General features: G+C 69.8%; 17 protein-coding genes and 1 pseudogene. 8 read left to right on the top strand and 10 right to left on the bottom strand.

Translation table 11 applies throughout. The features are described from left to right. Positions 1–6 precede the first annotated feature (6 nt). Positions 7–465: an RDD family protein gene (locus tag AWC30_RS10855; RefSeq protein ID WP_085110203.1), complete on the bottom strand. Its 459-nt coding sequence runs from the start codon at positions 463–465 to the stop codon at positions 7–9. Positions 466–632: 167 nt separating this feature from the next. Here AWC30_RS10855 and glnA (AWC30_RS10850) point away from each other — a divergent pair, with 167 nt between their 5' ends. Then, on the top strand, positions 633–2069 hold the full coding sequence (gene glnA / locus AWC30_RS10850) for a type I glutamate--ammonia ligase (RefSeq protein WP_085110202.1): 1437 nt from the start codon (positions 633–635) through the stop codon (positions 2067–2069). A gap of 24 nt (positions 2070–2093) precedes the next feature. On the opposite strand, the gene AWC30_RS10845 is transcribed toward glnA (AWC30_RS10850), so the two are convergent. Next, complete coding sequence (locus AWC30_RS10845) at positions 2094–2495, bottom strand: hypothetical protein (protein WP_085110201.1); 402 nt, start codon at positions 2493–2495, stop codon at positions 2094–2096. Between the two features lie 83 nt (positions 2496–2578). On the opposite strand from AWC30_RS10845, the gene AWC30_RS10840 reads away from it, so the two are divergent. Further along, positions 2579–2791: a hypothetical protein gene (locus AWC30_RS10840; RefSeq protein WP_085110200.1), complete on the top strand. Its 213-nt coding sequence runs from the start codon at positions 2579–2581 to the stop codon at positions 2789–2791. 58 nt (positions 2792–2849) lie between these two features. Here AWC30_RS10840 and AWC30_RS10835 read toward each other — a convergent pair whose 3' ends face one another. Beyond that, positions 2850–3698 carry an endonuclease domain-containing protein gene (locus AWC30_RS10835; RefSeq protein ID WP_085110199.1) on the bottom strand — a complete coding sequence of 283 codons (849 nt, stop codon included), beginning with the start codon at positions 3696–3698 and terminating at the stop codon, positions 2850–2852. 115 nt (positions 3699–3813) lie between these two features. Here AWC30_RS10835 and dtd point away from each other — a divergent pair, with 115 nt between their 5' ends. The 3 genes from dtd to AWC30_RS10820 are packed head-to-tail and all read left to right on the top strand — an operon-like array spanning position 3814 to position 5860. Next, complete coding sequence (gene dtd / locus AWC30_RS10830) at positions 3814–4245, top strand: D-aminoacyl-tRNA deacylase (protein ID WP_085110278.1); 432 nt, start codon at positions 3814–3816, stop codon at positions 4243–4245. Between the two features lie 30 nt (positions 4246–4275). Next, a complete protein-coding gene (locus AWC30_RS10825) occupies positions 4276–4698 on the top strand; it encodes a DoxX family protein (RefSeq protein ID WP_085110198.1) in 423 nt (140 codons plus the stop codon). Between the two features lie 10 nt (positions 4699–4708). Next, the gene (locus tag AWC30_RS10820) at positions 4709–5860 is read left to right on the top strand and encodes an acyl-CoA dehydrogenase family protein (protein WP_085110277.1); all 1152 of its coding nucleotides are present in this window, start codon (positions 4709–4711) and stop codon (positions 5858–5860) included. A 6-nt stretch (positions 5861–5866) separates the two neighbouring features. Here AWC30_RS10820 and AWC30_RS10815 read toward each other — a convergent pair whose 3' ends face one another. Genes AWC30_RS10815 through AWC30_RS10805 form a run of 3 tightly spaced genes read right to left on the bottom strand, consistent with a single transcriptional unit; the run spans position 5867 to position 10364 of the window. Further along, entirely contained in the window at positions 5867–6727 is an 861-nt protein-coding gene (locus tag AWC30_RS10815; RefSeq protein WP_085110197.1) for a TIGR03619 family F420-dependent LLM class oxidoreductase, read from the bottom strand. Further along, complete coding sequence (locus AWC30_RS10810; RefSeq protein WP_085110196.1) at positions 6724–7350, bottom strand: PaaI family thioesterase; 627 nt, start codon at positions 7348–7350, stop codon at positions 6724–6726. Before AWC30_RS10810 ends, AWC30_RS10815 begins: the two co-directional genes overlap by 4 nt. A 47-nt stretch (positions 7351–7397) precedes the next feature. Further along, positions 7398–10364: a bifunctional [glutamine synthetase] adenylyltransferase/[glutamine synthetase]-adenylyl-L-tyrosine phosphorylase gene (locus AWC30_RS10805; protein ID WP_085110195.1), complete on the bottom strand. Its 2967-nt coding sequence runs from the start codon at positions 10362–10364 to the stop codon at positions 7398–7400. A gap of 149 nt (positions 10365–10513) precedes the next feature. On the opposite strand from AWC30_RS10805, the gene AWC30_RS10800 reads away from it, so the two are divergent. Then, on the top strand, positions 10514–10864 hold the full coding sequence (locus AWC30_RS10800; RefSeq protein ID WP_085110194.1) for an ectoine synthase: 351 nt from the start codon (positions 10514–10516) through the stop codon (positions 10862–10864). A gap of 9 nt (positions 10865–10873) precedes the next feature. Here the strand turns inward: AWC30_RS10800 and glnA (AWC30_RS10795) are convergent, their stop codons facing one another. The 4 genes from glnA (AWC30_RS10795) to AWC30_RS10780 all read right to left on the bottom strand — a co-directional run bounded on the left by glnA (AWC30_RS10795) (position 10874) and on the right by AWC30_RS10780 (position 16840). Beyond that, positions 10874–12214: a type I glutamate--ammonia ligase gene (glnA, locus tag AWC30_RS10795; RefSeq protein WP_085110193.1), complete on the bottom strand. Its 1341-nt coding sequence runs from the start codon at positions 12212–12214 to the stop codon at positions 10874–10876. Positions 12215–12261: 47 nt separating this feature from the next. Beyond that, positions 12262–13785 carry an alpha/beta hydrolase gene (locus tag AWC30_RS10790; protein WP_085110192.1) on the bottom strand — a complete coding sequence of 508 codons (1524 nt, stop codon included), beginning with the start codon at positions 13783–13785 and terminating at the stop codon, positions 12262–12264. A 69-nt stretch (positions 13786–13854) separates the two neighbouring features. Next, a complete protein-coding gene (locus AWC30_RS10785; RefSeq protein ID WP_085110191.1) occupies positions 13855–15399 on the bottom strand; it encodes an alpha/beta hydrolase in 1545 nt (514 codons plus the stop codon). 49 nt (positions 15400–15448) lie between these two features. Continuing rightward, positions 15449–16840 carry a WS/DGAT/MGAT family O-acyltransferase gene (locus AWC30_RS10780; protein ID WP_085110275.1) on the bottom strand — a complete coding sequence of 464 codons (1392 nt, stop codon included), beginning with the start codon at positions 16838–16840 and terminating at the stop codon, positions 15449–15451. 140 nt (positions 16841–16980) lie between these two features. Here AWC30_RS10780 and panB point away from each other — a divergent pair, with 140 nt between their 5' ends. Further along, positions 16981–17811, top strand: coding sequence for a 3-methyl-2-oxobutanoate hydroxymethyltransferase (gene panB / locus AWC30_RS10775; protein WP_085110190.1), 831 nt, complete (start codon positions 16981–16983; stop codon positions 17809–17811). A gap of 25 nt (positions 17812–17836) precedes the next feature. Further along, a pseudogene (locus AWC30_RS10770) lies at positions 17837–18652 on the top strand (CHAD domain-containing protein); the annotation flags it as partial. Positions 18653–18661 lie beyond the last annotated feature (9 nt).

Below are 18661 nucleotides of genomic sequence, written 5' to 3'. Positions count from 1 at the left end.
GTGCGCTCAGCGGCGGACCACCGCGGTCGCGGTGAGCCGGTCCTGGAAACCGCGGCCGTCGACGTCGGTGAACAGCGCCGGGAAGACCAGCGCGATCAGCAACCCGCGCGACACCGCGCGCCCGAAGCCGACGTGCCTGCGCCCGTCGACCGACGCCACCCGCAGTCCCAGCACCAGCTGCCCCGGGCTGAACCCGTACAACCGGACCGAGACCGCCCCCAACACCAGCCAGGCCACCAACACCGCCAGCGACAGCTGCGGTTGGGTGATCAGCCCGGCGGTCATCGCCAGCGCCGCCAGTCCGTAGCCGATGAGCCAGTCGACGATCAGCGCCAGCAGCCGTCGTCCCATGCCCGCCAGCGACCCGGGCCCCTGCTCGGGCAGCCCGAGCGATTGGCCGCGGTAGGCGTCGTCGTTGTCCGGCCCGACCGGCCCGGACAACCAGGAGGAGCTGCTGCGGGTCATGGCTCCAACAGTAGGCGGCGCGCCCGGCCGGCCGGCAGTGCGCCCCGCTCGGCCCCCCGGTGCCAGCCGCGCGCCGTTGCGTAACGTCTGTGAAACATCCGGTTAAAGGCTGAGAAATATGCTCTTCTTAGCGTCAGCCGGAGACGAGGTTAAGGAGACCCCCTTCCGTGACTGATAAGACGGCGGACGACATCATCAAGCTCATCGCCGACGAGGGTGTCGAATACGTCGACGTCCGGTTCTGCGACCTGCCCGGCACCATGCAGCACTTCTCGATCCCGGCATCGGCGTTGGAGACCGAGGTCTTCGAGGACGGGCTGGCTTTCGACGGCTCCTCGATCCGCGGTTTCCAGTCGATCCACGAATCCGACATGATCCTGCTGCCGGATGCCAACACCGCGTTGATCGACCCGTTCCGGGCGGCCAAGACCCTGAACATCAACTTCTTCGTCCACGACCCGTTCACCCGCGAGCCGTACTCCCGCGACCCGCGCAACGTGGCCCGCAAAGCCGAGAAGTACCTGGCCAGCACCGGCATCGCCGACATCGCCTACTTCGGCGCGGAAGCCGAGTTCTACATCTTCGACTCGGTGGCCTTCGACTCGCGCACCAACGGCTCGTTCTACGAGGTCGACTCCGGCTCGGGCTGGTGGAACACCGGCAACCGCACCGAAGCCGACGGCAGCCCCAACCTCGGCTACAAGACCCGGCTCAAGGGCGGGTACTTCCCGGTCGCGCCCAACGACCAGTACGTGGACCTGCGCGACGAGATGACCACCACGTTGATCAACTCCGGGTTCACCCTGGAGCGCGGTCACCACGAGGTCGGCAGCGGTGGGCAGGCCGAGATCAACTACAAGTTCAACACCCTGCTGCACGCCGCCGACGACCTGATGTTGTTCAAATACATCATCAAGAACACCGCGTGGCAGCGCGGCAAGACCGTCACGTTCATGCCCAAACCCCTCGTCGGCGACAACGGGTCGGGCATGCACGCCCACCAGTCGCTGTGGAAGAACGGCGAGCCGCTGTTCTACGACGAGGCCGGCTACGCGGGTCTGTCAGACGTCGCCCGGCACTACATCGGCGGCATCCTGCACCACGCGCCGAGCCTGCTGGCGTTCACCAACCCGACGATCAACTCCTACAAGCGCCTGGTGCCCGGCTACGAGGCACCGATCAACCTGGTCTACTCGCAGCGCAACCGGTCGGCCTGCGTGCGGATCCCGATCACCGGCAACAACCCGAAGGCCAAGCGGATGGAGTTCCGCTGCCCGGACTCCTCGGGCAACCCGTATCTGGCCTTCGCGGCGATGCTGATGGCCGGCATCGACGGCGTCAAGAACAAGATCGAGCCGATGGCCCCGGTGGACAAGGACCTCTACGAGCTGCCGCCGGACGAGGCCAGCGAGATCCCGCAGGCGCCCACCCAGCTGGCCGAGGTGATCGACCGGCTGGAGGCCGACCACGAATACCTCACCGAGGGCGGGGTCTTCACCGAGGACCTGATCGAGACCTGGATCCGGTACAAGCGGACCACCGAGATCGAGCCGATCAACCTACGGCCGCACCCCTACGAGTTCGCGCTGTACTACGACTGCTGAGCGACTGACCGCTGAGCGGGTCGTTCACACCCGCCGGCGGGCCTTGAGCTCAAGGAAGACCGGCACCATCCGGTCCCGCTCGACGGCGCTGAGGTCGGTCAGTTGCAGCCCGTAGCCGGCGGGCGGCTCGCTCTGCCGCTGCCCGAGCAGCCGGTCCCGTTCGACGGTGGCCATCCCGGCCCACCAGTGCTCGAGCTGCAGCTGTTCCTCCTCCAGCAACGCCACCCCGGGCGCCGCGAGGGCGGCCGGCCCCGGACCGTCCTCGACCCAGTAACTGCCCAGCGCGCCCTGAAGCTGTCGGGAGGCGTCGCTGCGGGCGACCGCATCCAGCGAGAACTCCATATCCGGGTTGGCGAGCAGGACCACCTTGTCGTCCATGGACAGGCTGTGGAACCACTCGAGGAACTGACTGATGTCGGTTGTCATGCTTCGACGCTAACCCTGTTTCCCACCACCGCGAAACCGAATGCCCGTCGCGGCGGCACGCATCGGCGTGGCAGGCTCGCGTCATGGCGTTCACCGTGTACCTCAACGAGCCCAAACGGCCCAATGAGCCGGAAGTCCCCGCCGACCGGTATCCGGATGACACGATCTACCACTTCCATGACGGCGGCGTGCTGGGGGTGCGCCGCCGGTCCGGCGCGATGACGTACTACGCGCCGTACCGCTGGCTCTCCATCCAGGCCGATCCGGGGCACGGGCCGGGCCAGATCAGCGGTTGATCCCTGAGATCGACACGAATAACGGCGTTTCTGGGCGTTTTTGCCGCCATGACACCGCTCAGGCGTCGATTTCAGGGCTACGGCGGTGCTCGCCTCGGCTGATCACCGCGTCGAGCGCCGCGGCCACACCCTCGAACTGGTAGAAAACCTGCTGGTAGGAGACCCGGAACGGGAGAAACCCGAGTCGCTGCAACTCGAGGTCCCGGCGCCGGTCGTTCTCGATGCCGTCCCCACCGTGATGGCGGCGACTGTCCGCCTCGATCACCAGGCGCCGCCCGACCAGGAAATCGACGGTTCCGACACCGGGGATGAACACCTGCGGCCGAAAATCGAACCGGCGGGCGCGCAGATGCAACCGCAGCACGGTCTCAGTGCCCGAGTCCGCCGAGCCGTCGGCGAGCACGAAGCTGTCCAACACCCGCTGCGGCTGCCCGGCGAGCAACTCCGCGAGGTCGTGCTGGGCCAGCAGGCGCTTGTTCAGCAGCGAATCGAAGATCGCGGTCAGCTCCGCTCCGGCCGCGCACCTCGCGGCGGCGAGCACCGCCGACTCCAGATCGTCGACGGCGCGCCGGGTCGGACCCGGCCGGCCTGAGCAGTACCGCGCGCCCGGCACGCGCCTCGCCGCACGCCGCTGATAGCCGTTGAGCCGCAGGTGCACCACGCGGGCCCGCGATTCCGGGATCCACACCCCGGCGCGCGCCAGCACCGACAGACAACTGAGCGTTCCACCCAGCGCGACAGCCCGGCACACCAGCGGGTCGGCATGCGGTGCGGCGAACCAACCGGCCCGCAGCCGCCGCAACCCGTCACCGGCGGTCAACCGTCGGATCGCCTGGTCATCGAGGCCCGCCGCCAGCAACTCCGCACGGCAGAGCACGCCGTGCTCACGCCACGGCAGCTCGGGCATCGGTGTCACGCCCAAGATCGTGGCGCTCCGGCGGCCGACCGAACAGTCGCCCGCCCCGCCCGCTGTGGACAACCGCTCCCCGACCGGCGCGGTGCCCGTGGCACCATCGACGGTCATGCGGGTTCTGCTGCAGCGTGTCACCGCGGCGCGCGTTCTGGTCGAAGGCACCGTCGTCGGCGTCATCGAGCCGGCGACCCAGGGTCTGCTCGCGCTGGTCGGGGTCACCCACCACGACACTGCCGGGACCGCACGCCGGCTCGCCGAGAAGTTGTGGCGGCTGCGCATCCTCGACGATCAGCGCTCCGCCGCCGACGTGGACGCGCCGGTGCTGGTGGTCAGTCAGTTCACCCTCTATGCCGACACCGTCAAGGGGCGGCGACCGTCCTGGAACGCCGCCGCACCGCGGGAGGTCGCCGAGCCGCTGGTGGCCGCGTTCACCGATGCGCTCCGCGACCTGGGTGCCACCGTGCAAACCGGGGAGTTCGGGGCGCACATGCAGGTCGAGTCGGTCAACGACGGCCCGGTGACGCTGCTGCTGGAGAGCTGAGCCCCGCCCCGCACTGGGTAGCCTCAGCGCATGACAACCGATCTCGAGTCCCGGCTGACCGCCTACCGGCCGGCGGTGCTGAGCCTGTTCCGGGTGGTGTTCGGGTTGCTGTACTGCGCGCACGGCACCGCGAAACTCTTCGACTGGCCGGTCCCGATGAACATCCCGGTGGGGCATTGGCCGTACTGGTGGGCCGGCCTGATCGAATTCGTCGCGGGGCTGCTGATCATGACCGGGCTGTTCACCCGCGCCGCGGCCTTCGTGGCCTCCGGTCAGATGGCGGTCGCCTACCTCTGGGAGCATCAGCCGCTCGCCCTGTGGCCCATCGACCCCGCCCAGGGCGGCCACGGCGGCGGTGAGCCCTCGGTGCTGTACTGCTTCGGCTTCCTGCTGCTGGTGTTCACCGGCGGCGGCAGCTACGCACTGGACCGGCTGCGCAACCGCTCCCAGTAGGGTGCTGCCCATGACCATCAAGCGGCAGCCGTCCTGGTACGACGACGAGGTCCGGGCGCTCTACGAGCTCGCCTCGGGGTTCTTCGAACGTGAGGTGGTGGCGCACGTCGAGAAGTGGGACCGCCAACGCCACATCGACCGGGAGGTCTGGCTCAAAGCAGGTGAGCTGGGCCTGCTGCTCTGCTCGATCCCGACCGAATACGGCGGCGGGGGTGGCACGTTCGCCCATGACCTCGCCGTCTTCGACGCGCAGGGCTACTCCGGTGACCTGTCGCTGGGTATCGCGGTGCACAGCGGGATCGTGCCGCACTACATCGCCGCCTACGGCACCGAGGAGCAGAAGCAGACCTGGCTGCCGCCGATGGCGCGCGGCGAGGTGCTCGGCGCGATCGGGATGAGCGAGCCGGAGGCCGGTTCGGACCTCAAGGCGCTGCGCACCACCGCGGTGCGTCGCGGCGACGAGTACGTGGTCAACGGGTCGAAGACGTTCATCACCAACGGCGGCTCGGCGGACATGGTGGTGCTGGCCGTCAAGACCGATCCCAAGGCCGGCGCCCGCGGCATCTCGTTGCTGATCGTGGACCTGCGCGACACCCCCGGGTATCAGGTCACCCGGGTGCTCGACAAGGTCGGGCAGCACGGCGCCGACACCGCCGAATGGTCGTTCACCGACGTGGTGGTGCCTGCCTCGAACCTGCTGGGTTCCGAGGAGGGGCAGGGTTTCGGCCAGATGTTGACCCAGCTGGCGCAGGAGCGGTTGATCGTCGGCGCCCAGGCGGTGGGCGGCACCGAGCGTGCCGTCGATGAGACCGTCTCCTACACCCGGTCCCGGAAGGCGTTCGGCCAGAGTCTCTTCGACTTTCAGAACACCGCGTTCGAGCTGGCCGAGTGCGCCACGCTGGCGCGGGTCAGCCGGACCTTCCTGGACAGCTGCATCGAGGCGCACCTGCGCGGTGAGCTCGACGCCACCGACGCGGCCATGGCCAAGTATTGGCTGACCGATCAGCAGTGCGCGGTGATCGACCGGTGCGTCCAACTGCACGGCGGCTATGGCTACATGCGGGAATACCTGATCGCGCGGATGTACGAGGACGCCCGGGTGCAGCGCATCTACGCCGGGGCCAACGAGGTGATGAAGCAGATCATCGCCCGGGCGCTGTGAGCCGGGTCAGTCGTCGAGACGGTAGTCGGCGCGGAAGCGCTTCATGCCCTCCACCTTCTCCGCGAGGGTGGCCTGCGGCCCGGTGTAGAACATCCACGGCATGGTCAGAATCCCGGTGATGCCTGCCGCTTCGGCACGCTGATAGTCCTCGATCGCCAGCGCGTCGGTCAGCGGTGTGAGGATGGTGAAATCGTCGACCGGCAAGTCGTTTTCGGCGCGTAGCTTCCGGAGCCGCCCGGCGACCTCGATCGCGCGGTCGGTCTTGATCAGGTCACCGATCCAGCCGTCGTTGCGGGCCGCGCGCCGCAGGGCGATGTCGCTGAGCCCGCCGACGTAGATCGGGATCGGCGGTGGTGTCGGTGTCATCTCCAGTTTGGGGGTTCGGTAGAACTCACCCTCGAACTCGGTCCAGCCCGGTTCCCACAGTTGGCGCATCAGCGCCAGCATCTCGTCGGTACGCCTGCCGCGGCGGTCGAACCGCTGGCCCATCAAGGTGAACTCTTCCTCGCACCAGCCGACGCCGACACCGAGTTCGACCCGCCCGGCCGCCAGGTGCGCGGCGGTCCCGATGGATTTGGCCGCCGAGTAAGGATCGCGCATCGCCGGAATGTAGACGGTGGTGACGAACTTCAGCCGTTCGGTCACCTGGGCGAGCGCACCGGCCAGCACCCACGGGTCGGGCCAGTCGGTGAACGGCTGCCACCGGCGCTGCCCGTCGCGGGTGTAGGGGTAGGGCGTCTGCAGCGTTTCCAGGTTCACCACGTGATCCGGGATGCCGACGCCGTCGTAGCCGAGTTCGTCGGCCGCCTTGGCGACGTCGATGATCTCCCGGGTCTCCAGGAACGCGGTGCTGATGTAGTACTTCACCGGTTCTCCCTCGCCCAGGCCGGCATTATGAACACGCCCTCCGCTTCCACCGTGACCCCGTCGGCATCACTGAGTGTCCCGCGGGCAAACGCTTTGACGCCTTCGGTACGTTCCACATCGGCCTCCACCCGCAACCGGCCCAGTGGCGTGCCGCGCAGGTAGCGACAGGTCAGAGTGCCGGTGAAGTACGGCTTGTTCAGTCCCTCGCTGACCACCTCGCCGAGCACGTGGTCGAGGATCAGCGCGCAGATCCCGCCGTGCACCAGGCCGGGCGGGCCCTCGTAGGCGCCGCCGAGGTCGAATTCGCTCCAGCAGTGTCCGTTCTCGTGCTCGATCAAGACCGGCGGAGCAATCGGGTTGCGGGTTCCCACCACCGGGTTGCCCCAGGCCACCGGCAGGCCGGTCTCGGCCTGCCGCAGGGTGCGGCTGCCGTTGCGCCGGCTGCGGCCCAGCGCGCCGGCGGCGGCTTCGATCGCGGTGTGGGCTTCGCGGACCGTGGCCTCGTCGGCGTCGGTGTGGACCGCGGCGTCGATCAGCTCGCGGATCGCCCGGGTCAACGGGGCGTGCAGCGTTTGCAGCCGGTCGAGTTCGGCTGCGGCGATGGTGTCGAAGGGGAACTCCACCCGTCCTTACTAACATCACCGGCCGCACGGGGGTCGACCGGTCGCGGCTACTCGTCGAAGACCCGACGTACCACGGACTTGGCGCGGCGGGTCACCCGCAGGTAGTTGTCCAGGAATTCACCGCCGTCACCGTTGTGCCAGCCGGCGGCAGCCGCCACCGCGTTGAGCTGGCGGCCCGGCCCGGGCAGCTGGTCGGTGGGTTTGCCGCGCACCAGCACCAGCGCGTTGCGGGCCCGGGTCGCGGTGAGCCAGGCCTGTCGCAGCAAGTCCACCTCCTCGGCGGGCAGCAGGGCGGCCTCGGCGATCGCATCCAGCGACTCGAGGGTGGAGGTGTTGTGCAGCGCCGGGACGCGGTGGGCGTGCCGCAGCTGCAGCAGTTGGACGGTCCACTCCACGTCGGCGAGTCCACCGCGGCCGAGCTTGGTGTGGGTGTTGGGGTCGGCGCCGCGCGGCAACCGTTCGGCGTCGACCCGGGCCTTGATGCGCCGGATCTCACGGACCGCCTGCTCGGAGACCCCCTCCGGTGGGTAGCGGGTCTGGTCGATCATCAGCAGGAACCGATGTCCCAGATCGGCGTCGCCGGCGACGGTGTGAGCCCGCAGCAGCGCCTGGATCTCCCAGGGCTGAGCCCACTGGGCGTAGTAGGCGGCGTAGGAGCCCAGCGTGCGCACCAGCGGCCCGGACCGGCCCTCCGGGCGCAGGTCGATGTCGATGTCCAGCGGCGGGTCCACGCTGGGGGTGCCCAGCAGGGCCCGGACCTGCTCGGCCATCGAGGCCGCCCAGCGCACCGCGGTGGAATCCTCGACGCCGGCGACCGGCTCGCAGACGAACATCACGTCGGCATCGGAGCCGTAGCCGAGTTCGCGGCCGCCGAGCCGGCCCATCCCGATCACCGCGATGCGGGCCGGCGGCTCTTCCCCGCCGCTGAGGTTGGCCCGGACCACGACGTTGAGGGCGGCCTGCAGCACCGCGGCCCACACCGAGGTCAGCGCGGCGCACACCGCCCGCACGTCCAGCAGTCCGAGCAGGTCCGCCGAGCCGATGCGGGCCAATTCGTGGCGGCGCAACGCCCGCGCGGTGGCGATCGCCCGCACCGGGTCGGCGTAACGCCCCGCCGAGCGGATCAGGGCCCCGAACACGGCGTCCGGGTCGGTGTCGAGCAGTTTCGGCCCGTTCGGGCCGTCCCCGTAGGACTGCAGCACGTCGGGAGCGCGCATCAGCAGTTCGGGCACATAGGCCGACGTTCCCAGCACCCGCATCAGCCGCTTGGCCACCGCACTCTCGTCGCGCAGCGTCGCCAGATACCAGTGCAGTCCGCTCAACGCCTCGCTGAGCCGCCGGTAGGCCAGCAAGCCGGTGTCGGGGTCCGGGGTGTCGGACAACCAGTCGAGCAGCCCCGGCAGCAGCACCGCTTGCACGGTGCCGCGCCGCCCACTCTGGTTGATCAGGGCGTCGAGATGGCTCAGCGCGCTCTGCGGGGCCTCGTAACCGAGCGCCGCAAGCTGCCGTTGCGCGGCCTCGGTGGTCAGCCCGTCGGTGAACTGCAGCCCCGAGCCGGCGATCAGTTCCAACAGTGGCTGGTAGAAAAGCTTGGCGTGCAGCCGCGACACCCGCAGGTTCTGCCGCCGGATCTCCGCGCGCAGCACCCCGAGGGCGTCGCGACGGCCTTCCGGGCGGATGTGGGCGGCGCGCGCGAGCCACCGCAGCGCCTCGTCGTCGTCGAGGGACGGCAGTAGGTGGGTTCGCTTGAGTCGCTGCAGTTGAAGCCGGTGCTCGAGCAGGCGCAGGAATTCGTATGAGGCGGCCAGGTTCGCCGCGTCGTCCCGGCCGACGTAGCCGCGGGCTCCCAGCGCAGCCAGCGCATCCATCGTCGATGCCACGTGCAGTGATTCGTCGGCGCGGCCGTGGACCAGTTGCAGCAGCTGCACCGCGAACTCCACGTCCCGCAGGCCGCCGGTGCCGAGTTTGATCTCGCGGGCCCGCACATCGGCGGGGACCAGCCGTTCCACCCGGCGCCGCATCGCCTGGACCTCGGTGACGAAATCGGTTCGCTCCGAGGCGGTCCAGACCATCGGCTGCAGCGCTGCGAGGTACTGCTCCCCCAGTTCGGCGTCGCCGACCGCGGGCCGTGCCTTCAGTAGCGCCTGGAACTCCCAGGTCTTGGCCCACCGCTGGTAGTAGGCGATGTGCGAGTCCAGGGTGCGGACCAGTTCGCCCTGCTTGCCCTCCGGGCGCAGCCCGGCGTCGACGGCGAAGAAGGTCTCCGAGGCCAGCCGCATCATCTCGCCGGCCACCCGCGCGGTCAGCGAGTCGGCGTGCTCGGCGACGAAGATGACGTCGACGTCGCTGACGTAGTTCAGTTCGCGCCCACCGCATTTGCCCATCGCGATCACGGCCAGCCTGGGGCGGGGCCGGTCACCGCAGACGATCTCCTGCGCCAGCAGCAGCGCCGCGGCCAGCGCCGCGTCGGCGAGGTCGGACAGGTGCGCGCCGACGGCCGGGAACGGCACCACCGGCTCGTCCTCGACCACCGAGGCCAGATCCAGCGCCGCGAGGACCAGCAGCCGGTCCAGGTAGAGCACCCGCAGCCGGTCCAGGCGGGTCTCGACGTCGTCGCCCGAATCGGCACAGTCGGTGAACGCCGTCCGCAACTCCTCGCGGCCGGGCAGGGTGACCGTTCCGGCCAGCAGTCGCCAGGACCGCGGGTGGGCCACCAGGTGGTCGCCGAGCGCCAATGAGGAGCCGCAGACGGCGAACAACCGCCCACGCAGACCACGGTCGCCCGACAGCGCGGCGTCCAGTTCGGCCCAGTCGGGGCCGAGCGCCTCGGCGAGGCGGACCATCGCCAGCAGTGCCGCATCGGCGTCGGGCGCACGCGACAGCGACCACAGCAGGTCGACGTGCGCGCCGCTGTCCCACCCCAGTCCGGCGAGGTCGGCTGCCGCGGTCGGGTGGACCAGGCCGAGCCTGCCCACGCCGGGCACCGCGCGGCGGGCATCGGCGGGTCGGGTCACGACTAGTACGGTACCGGCGCAATTGCGGCGTTGCGCACGGTCTTCGGGCCGCGCCGGCGGGCGACGGCGTTTAGGGCACGACCGCGCGGGTACGGCTGTGAGGACGGGCCGCGCGGCCCGAGTGTTCCTACGACGGATTGGGTTCGATCATGATCGTGCGTACGACCGACGAGATCACCGGCACCGACCGGGAGGTCAGCGGCGACAACTGGGTGTCCAAGCGGATCATTCTCGCCGATGACGACGTGGGTTTCTCCTACCACGAGACGACGGTGCGGGCCGGGACGCAAACCCCGCTGCACTACCCGGATTACATCGAGGCGGTCTGGCTGATCGAGGGGCACGGCCGGCTTGTCGACCGGGAGAACGACAAGGAGCACCCGCTCAAGCCGGGCACCATGTACCTGCTCGACGGCCATGAGCGGCACACGATCGTCGCCGACGAGCAGTTGCGGATGTACTGCGTGTTCGCGCCCGCGGTGCCGCCGGGCAGCGACTGAGCCGGCGCGCTACAGCGACAGATAGGTGCGCAGTTCGTACGGGGTGACGTGGCTGCGGTAGTTCGCCCACTCCGCACGCTTGTTGCGAAGGAAGAAGTCGAACACCTGCTCCCCCAAGGCTTCCGCCACCAGTTCGGAGTCCTCCATTGCGTGCAGCGCCCGGTCGAGACTGCCGGGCAGTTCCCGGTAGCCCATCGCGCGGCGCTCGCCGGGGGTCAGGTCCCAGACGTTGTCTTCGGCCTGCGGGCCCAGCACGTAGTTCTTCTCCACGCCGCGTAGACCGGCGGCCAGCAGCACCGCGAACGTCAGGTACGGGTTGCACGCCGAATCGGGGCTGCGCACCTCGATCCGCCGTGACGACGTCTTGTGCGGGCTGTACATCGGCACCCGCACCAGCGCCGAGCGGTTCGAGGCACCCCACGACGCCGCCGTCGGCGCTTCCCCGCCGTGCACGAGGCGTTTGTAGGAGTTCACCCATTGGTTGGTGACCGCGCTGATCTCGTGGGCGTGTTCCAGGATTCCGGCGATGAACGACTTGCCGATGTCGGAGAGCTGCAGCGGATCGTCGGGGCTGTGGAAGGCGTTGACCTCGCCCTCGAACAGGCTCATGTGGGTGTGCATCGCCGAGCCCGCGTACTGGCCGAACGGTTTGGGCATGAACGTCGCGCGCACGCCCTCGTCGATGGCGACCTCTTTGATCAGGTAGCGGAACGTCATGACGTTGTCGGCCATCGACAGGGCGTCGGCGTAGCGCAGGTCGATCTCCTGCTGGCCGGGCGCGGTCTCGTGGTGGCTGTACTCCACCGAGATGCCCATCGACTCCAGCGCTTCGATGGCGTGGCGCCGGAAGCCCGACGCCGAGTCGTGCACCGCCTGGTCGAAGTAGCCGGCGTCGTCGGCGGGGACCGGCTCGGCGCCGTCGTCGGGGCCGGGCTGGAGCAGGAAGAATTCGATCTCGGGGTGCACGTAGCAGGTGAAGCCCAGGTCACCGGCCTTGGCCAGCTGGCGGCGCAGCACGTGCCGGGGATCGGCCCAGGCCGGGGAGCCGTCGGGCATGGTGATGTCGCAGAAGATGCGCGCCGAGTGTGGTTGGCCGGCGTGGTCGGTCCATGGCAGCACCTGGAACGTGGACGGGTCCGGCCGCGCGACCATGTCGGATTCGAAGACCCGCGCGAAGCCCTCGATCGAGGACCCGTCGAAGCCGACGCCCTCCTCGAACGCGCCCTCGAGTTCGGTCGGGGCGATGGCCACCGACTTCAGATAGCCCAGCACGTCGGTGAACCACAGGCGGACAAAGCGGATGTCGCGTTCCTCCAGCGTGCGGAGCACGAACTCCTTCTGCCGATCCATGGGGGAAGCGTATGCCACCGGCTGTTAAATCGGCGTTACGGACGCGGTCAGCAGCGGACCTGCGCCGGCGGCACCACACCGTTGATCAGGTAGCGCAGCACGGTGGTGTCCACGCAGCGGCTGCCGCTGAACACCACGGTGTGCTGGGTGCCCTGGTAGCTGATCAGCGGGGCGCCGAGTTGGCGGGCCAGGCTCACCCCCGCCGCGTACGGCGTGGCCGGATCGTGGGTGGTGGAGACGACGACCGCCTTGCCGGGGGCGGCCGGGCCGACGGTGTGGGGTGCCGCGGTGGCCGGCACCGGCCACAGCGCGCAGATGTCGCGGGGGGCGTAGCCGGTGAAGCTGCCGTAGCTGAGGAACGGCGCCTGTTGGCGGATCCGGCGGTCGGCGGCCACCCACGGCGCGGGGTCGGTCGGTGCCTGGGCGTCGACGCAGCGCACCGCGTTGAAGGTGTCCTGGATGTTGCCGTAGTGACCGTTGCGGTCCCGTTCGTGGTAGTCGTCGGCGAGCAGCAGCAGGTCGTCGGCCGGGGCGCCGGTGGCCAGCGCGGTCAGGCCGCTGGTCAGGTGCGTCCAGAACTGCGGCGTGTAGAGGGCGTTGAAGGTGGCGGTCATCGCGTCGGCGTAGCTGAGCCCGCGCGGGTCGGTGGTGGGTGCCGGCGTGGCGACCAGCGGGTCCACCAGCGCCCGGAAGCGGGTCACCGAGCGGGCCGGGTCGGTGCCCAGCGGGCAGGCGGGTGAGCGCGCGCAGTCGGTGGCGTAGTCGTTGAACGCGACCTGGAAGCCGGCCATCTGGGTGACGTAACCCTCGACCGGCCCGACGCTGGGGTCCACGGCGCCGTCGAGCACCATCGTGCGCACCCGGTCGCCGAAGTTCTCCAGGTAGGTCGCGCCCAGCTGGGTGCCGTAGCTGTAGCCCAGGTAGTTGATCTGTTCGTCGCCGAGCAGCCTGCGGACCATGTCCATGTCGCGGGCGGCGGCGACGGTGCCCATGTTCGCCAGGAAGTCCGCGCCCATCCGGTCGAGGCAGCGCTGGGCGATCTCGCCGAGCCGTTGGTCGATGCCGGCCACCCCGGCCTGGCTGTAGTCGACCATGGGATCGCGGCGGAAGTCGTCGAATTCCGCGTCGGTGCGGCAGCGTAACTGCGGGGTGGAGTGCCCCACGCCGCGCGGGTCGAAGCCGACGACGTCGAAATGCTCAGTCACCGGGGTGTCGGCCAGCGCGGCTCCCATGGTCGCGGCTGCGTCGACCGCCGAGGCGCCCGGTCCGCCCGGGTTGATCAGCAGAGCGCCGATGCGCTTTCCGGTGGCCGGGATGCGCAGCACCGCGATATCGGCCTGTGCGCCACCGGGTTCGGCGTAGTCCACCGGGACCGGAAGCATCGTGCAGCGGGCCGCGGGGATGGCGCTGGTGTCACCGACGAGTCCGCGGCAGTCCGACCAGTCGACCTGGCCGGCCCTCGCGTCGCGGGCCTGCCCGGCCCCGGAGTCGGGCGCCGCGGCCACCGGCGGGGCGCCGGCGAGCAACGCGACGGCGAACAGCGTTGTACCCCATCGGCTCGCGCGACCCATGGTTTGTGATCGTCGCAGAGCAACGCTGCGAAACGATCACGCTCGGGTCTCGTTTGCTGTAACGCCCGTTCAGCTGCCGGCGCAGCGGGCGTCCGGCGGCGGCATGGTGCCGTCGATGAGGTAGTCGCTGGCCATGTCGTCGACGCACTCGTCGCCCTGGAACACCACGGTGTGCTGGGTGCCTTCGTAGGTGATCAGGCCGCCGTCGAGCTGTTCGGCCAGGTCGACGCCGGCCTGGTACGGGGTGGCGGGGTCGCCGGTGGTGGAGACGACCACCACCGGGGGCAGGCCGGGCGCGGAGATCGTGTGCGGTTCGCTGGTCGGCGGGACCGGCCAGAACGCGCAGGTGCCCAGCGGGGCATCGCCGGTGAACTCGCCGTAGCTCATGAACGGCGCGACTTCGCGGGCCCGCTTGTCCTGCTCGATCACCTTCTCCCGATCGGTGATCGGCGGCTTGTCGACGCAGTTGACCGCGACCCGCGCGTCGGTGGCGTTGGTGTAGTGACCGTTCTTGTCCCGGTTCATGTACAGGTCGGACAACAGCAGCAGGGTGTCGCCCTTGCCCTCGACGAGCTCGTTGAGCCCGTCGGTGAGGTGGGTCCAGAACGCCGGGGAGTACAGCGACAGGATGGTGCCGACCACCGCGTCGTTGTAGCTCAGCCCGCGCGGGTCGCGGGTCTTGGCCGGCTTGTCGACCAACGGTTCGACCAGGCTGAGGTAGACGTCGACCGCCTTGTCCGGGTCGTCGCCCAGCGGGCACCGCGGTCCGGCAGCGCAGTCGGCGGCGTAGTCGTTGAAGGCGTTCTGGAACGCCTCCATCTGGCGCAGGTCGGCTTCCAGCGGGTCGGCGTTGGGGTCCACCGCTCCGTCGAGGATCATCGCGCGCACGTTCTCCGGGTACGCCTCGGCGTAGGCGGAGCCGATCCGGGTGCCGTAGGAGTAGCCCAGGTAGGTCAGCTTGTCGTCGCCGAGCGCGTCACGGATCGCGTCGAGGTCACGCGCCACGTTGACGGTGCCGACGTTGGCGAGGAACTCCTCGCCCACCTTGTCCACGCAGCGCTGGACGTACTCCTTGGTCTCGTCCTCGATCTCCCGGACCCCTTCGGGGCTGTAGTCCACCTGCGCCTCGGCGCGTAGCCGGTCGTTGTCGGCGTCGGAGTTGCACCACACCGCGGGCCGGGAGGAAGCCACCCCGCGCGGGTCGAAGCCGACGAGGTCGAACCGCTGACGGATCCGGTCGGGGATGGACTCGAGCAGGCTGGCCGCGGCCTGGACGCCCGATTCGCCCGGGCCGCCCGGGTTGATCAGCAGCGAGCCGATCTTCTCCCCGGTGGCCGGGAACCGGATCAGAGCCAGGGTGGCGACACCCGCGTCGGGGTCGTCGTAGTCGACCGGGACGGCCACCTCGCCGCATTCGGCGCCGGCGGGCAGTTTCGCCGCCGTCCCCGCCGACACCCGGCAGCGGTCCCACTTGACCTTCTCGCCGATCTTGGGTGAGCCGGGCACCGCCTGACCGTCGACGACACGGACACAGCCGCCCAACAGCAATCCGACGGCGACCAGGACGGTCCAGACCAGCGTGGTGCGCCCAACCCCGGCGCGATGGCTCCTCATGGCCGTCCATGCTGCCATGGCCCCGTGGCGGGCCCGGGGCGACGGGTGGTCAGCGGGTCGCCGAGAGCAGTTCGTCGAGCGCGGGCGCGAACCCGTCGGCGAGCCCCCACAGGTCCGGCAGCAGCTCCGGGCAGCCGATCAGGCCGACGTTGAGTTTGCCGTCCAGCGACATCACCGTGATGTTGAGGCCGGAGCCGTGGAAGATCGGCCCGATCGGGTACATCGCCTTGATCTCGCAGCCCAGGAAGTACAGCGGCTCCTGCGGCCCGGGCACGTTGGAGATCACCAGGTTGTGCACCGGGCGGCTGCTGGTCAGCCGGGTGCGGGCGTACAGCCGCATGGCGGCGCCGAAGACCGCCGGGCCGGCGAACTGCGACCAGTCCTGCAGCAGGGTGGCGCTGATCGCGGAGCTGTGTTCCTTGGCCACCGAGTTGGCCTCGGCGATGGCTTCCAGCCGGTTGACCGGGTCGGCGATCTGGGTCTCCAGCGGGGAGAACATCCCGGAGACCTGGTTGCGGCCCGGCCGGTCGGACTTGCCGTGCACCGAGACCGGCACCATCGCGACCATCGAGGAGGCCGGCAGCTGTCCCCGGTCGAGCATGTACCGGCGCAGCACACCGGAGACCAGCGCCATCACCACGTCGTTGACCTTGACGTCGAAGTGGTCCTTGACCTTCTTGACGTCCTCGAGGTCGAGTTGGGCGAACGCGATGTTGCGGTGCGCGGTGATGGTGGCGTTGAACGGGGTGCGCGGGGCCGCGAACGGGCGGGCCATGGTCAGTCCGGTCCGCGCCCGGTCGAGGGTGTTGACCACCGAGGACACCGTCGACGGCAGCATGCCGAGCAGGTTCAGCGGGCGGGTGGCGAAGCGCATCAGCCCGCCGGCGGCGATCTCCAGGGTGGTGGCACCGCCGACGCCCGCTTCGGGTGGCGGTGCGGGCGTGTCGGGTTCGAGGCTGCACAGGGTGGACATCAGGTTGGAGCCGCTGACCCCGTCGACTGCGGCGTGGTGCACCTTGGTCATCACCGCCAGCCGCCCGCCCTTGGCGGCCTCCACACCGTCGATGCCCTCGATGACCCAGGTCTCCCACAGCGGCCGGCTGCGGTCCAACGGCAGCGCGGCGATGTGTCCGCAGATCTGGGCGAGTTCGTCGCGGCCGCCGGGTGGCGGCAGCCCGATGCGGTGCAGGTGCCGGGAGACGTCGAACTCGGTGTCCTCCACCCACACCGGATGGTCCAGGTTCAGCGTCGTGTTGGCCAACTTCTCCCGGAACTGCGGCATCGCGGCCATCCGCTCGGCCAGCGCGTCGCGGAACGCCTCGAAGCTGTAGCCGCCCGGCATGGTGGCGGTGTCCAGATCGAGGATCGAACACACATGCAGGGGTTGGGTGGAGGTCTCGAGGTAGAGGAAACTGGCGTCGAGTCCGCTGAGGCGCTGCATCTGCCGATCGTATGTGAGAAATTCCACTGGAGTTCGCTGTTCAGTCCCAGTGCGATCAATGGCACACTGGCAGCGTCCGACGAACCCGGGGACCCCGCAGGGCCTCGAGGATCGTACCGACCACCGTTTGAAGGACAGTGATGTCTGAGCACACCGTGTACGGCGGGGCGGCTCCGCGTACCCAAACCCGAATCCACCATCTGCAGAAGATGAAGGCCGAAGGCCGGAAGTGGGCGATGCTGACCGCCTACGACTACTCCACGGCCCGCGCATTCGACGACGCCGGCATCCCGGTGCTGTTGGTCGGCGACTCGGCCGCCAACGTCGTCTACGGCTATGACACGACGGTGCCGATCTCGATCGACGAACTGATCCCGCTGGTGCGTGGGGTGGTGCGCGGCGCGCCGCACGCGCTGGTCGTCGCCGACCTGCCGTTCGGCAGCTATGAGTCCGGTCCCGGCGCAGCGTTGGCCGCGGCGACCCGCTTCATGAAGGAGGCCGGTGCGCACGCGGTGAAGCTGGAGGGCGGTGAGCGGGTCGCCGAGCAGATCGCGACGTTGAGCGCCGCCGGTATCCCGGTGATGGGTCACATCGGATTCACCCCGCAGAGCGTGAACACCTTGGGCGGTTTCCGGGTCCAGGGCCGCGGCGACGCCGGCGAGCAGACCGTCATCGACGCGATCGCGGTCGCCGAGGCAGGCGCGTTCTCGGTGGTCATGGAGATGGTGCCGGCCGAGTTGGCCACCCAGATCACCGGGAAGCTGACGATCCCGACCGTCGGGATCGGCGCGGGCCCCAACTGTGACGGGCAGGTGCTGGTCTGGCAGGACATGGCGGGCCTGACCACCGGGAAGACGGCGCGGTTCGTCAAGCAGTTCGGCGCCGTCGGCGACGAATTGCGGCGTGCGGCAAGCCAATACGCCACCGAGGTGGCCAGCGGCGAGTTCCCGGCCGAGGAGCACTGCTTCTAAGGGCGACCCCGTGCCCGAAGCCGTCGGGCCGCGGCCCGCACACCAGTCGGCCGACCACGCCGACCCGATCCGCGTGGCGGTGGCCGAGCAGGTCGAGTATTTGCTGGTCTGCGACCACGACGTGCGCGCCGGCGGCGAGGATGCGGTGCACCAGATGCGGGTGACCACCCGCAAGCTGCGCAGCCTGCTTCGGGCCCGGCTCCGCGATCGGGATCGGTGGCTGTCGGCGGAACTGCGTCAACTGGCCGCGGTGCTGGGGAGGGCTCGCGATGCGCAGGTCCTCGCCGAGCGCTATCGCGGCGCACTCGATCGATTGGCACCGGAGTTGGTGCGCGGGCCGGTGCGGCAACGGCTGGTCGACACCGCGGTGGCACGCTATGACGAAGGGCGCCGCGAGGCGCTGGCGGTCATGGACTCAGCGCGGTATCGCCGATTGCTCGACGGTCTCGACGGTCTGCGCACCGGGCCGTGGAGCGGCCAGGAGTCCCGGCCCGACCTGGCCGCCGCCCAGCGGCGGGTCCGCAAGGCCGCCAAGGCGGCCCGCGCCGCCACCGGCGCCGATCGCGACGTCGCGTTGCACCGGGTCCGCAAGGCGGCCAAGCGGTTACGCTATCTCGCCGCCGCCGCCGGGGCGGATGACCTGGCGCGCGACGCCAAGACGGTGCAGAGCCTGCTCGGCGATCACCAGGACAGCGTGGTCAGCCGGGGAAACCTGCTGCAGCAGGCGGAGGCCGCCCACCGGGCCGGGGAGGACACCTTCACCTACGGAATCCTCTACCGGCAGGAGGCCGAGCTGGCCCGACGGCGGCGGGCCGAGGTGGCGCCTGCACTGGCGCGGCTGCGCCGGACG

It is taken from the genome of Mycolicibacillus trivialis (assembly GCF_002102395.1).
Lineage (GTDB): Bacteria > Actinomycetota > Actinomycetes > Mycobacteriales > Mycobacteriaceae > Mycobacterium > Mycobacterium triviale.
This window is presented reverse-complemented; position numbering and strand designations above follow the sequence as displayed.

What these genes read in the sequence shown, in the direction of transcription:
- AWC30_RS10845 (WP_085110201.1), bottom strand. Translation starts at nt 2,495, where the DNA reads ATGACAACCGACATCAGTCAGTTCCTCGAGTGGTTCCACAGCCTGTCC.
- AWC30_RS10800 (WP_085110194.1), top strand. Translation starts at nt 10,514, where the DNA reads ATGATCGTGCGTACGACCGACGAGATCACCGGCACCGACCGGGAGGTC.
- AWC30_RS10790 (WP_085110192.1), bottom strand. Translation starts at nt 13,785, where the DNA reads ATGGGTCGCGCGAGCCGATGGGGTACAACGCTGTTCGCCGTCGCGTTG.
- AWC30_RS10780 (WP_085110275.1), bottom strand. Translation starts at nt 16,840, where the DNA reads ATGCAGCGCCTCAGCGGACTCGACGCCAGTTTCCTCTACCTCGAGACC.
- AWC30_RS10855 (WP_085110203.1), bottom strand. Translation starts at nt 465, where the DNA reads ATGACCCGCAGCAGCTCCTCCTGGTTGTCCGGGCCGGTCGGGCCGGAC.
- AWC30_RS10820 (WP_085110277.1), top strand. Translation starts at nt 4,709, where the DNA reads ATGACCATCAAGCGGCAGCCGTCCTGGTACGACGACGAGGTCCGGGCG.
- panB (WP_085110190.1), top strand. Translation starts at nt 16,981, where the DNA reads ATGTCTGAGCACACCGTGTACGGCGGGGCGGCTCCGCGTACCCAAACC.
- dtd (WP_085110278.1), top strand. Translation starts at nt 3,814, where the DNA reads ATGCGGGTTCTGCTGCAGCGTGTCACCGCGGCGCGCGTTCTGGTCGAA.
- AWC30_RS10785 (WP_085110191.1), bottom strand. Translation starts at nt 15,399, where the DNA reads ATGAGGAGCCATCGCGCCGGGGTTGGGCGCACCACGCTGGTCTGGACC.
- glnA (WP_085110193.1), bottom strand. Translation starts at nt 12,214, where the DNA reads ATGGATCGGCAGAAGGAGTTCGTGCTCCGCACGCTGGAGGAACGCGAC.
- AWC30_RS10835 (WP_085110199.1), bottom strand. Translation starts at nt 3,698, where the DNA reads ATGCCCGAGCTGCCGTGGCGTGAGCACGGCGTGCTCTGCCGTGCGGAG.
- AWC30_RS10825 (WP_085110198.1), top strand. Translation starts at nt 4,276, where the DNA reads ATGACAACCGATCTCGAGTCCCGGCTGACCGCCTACCGGCCGGCGGTG.
- AWC30_RS10840 (WP_085110200.1), top strand. Translation starts at nt 2,579, where the DNA reads ATGGCGTTCACCGTGTACCTCAACGAGCCCAAACGGCCCAATGAGCCG.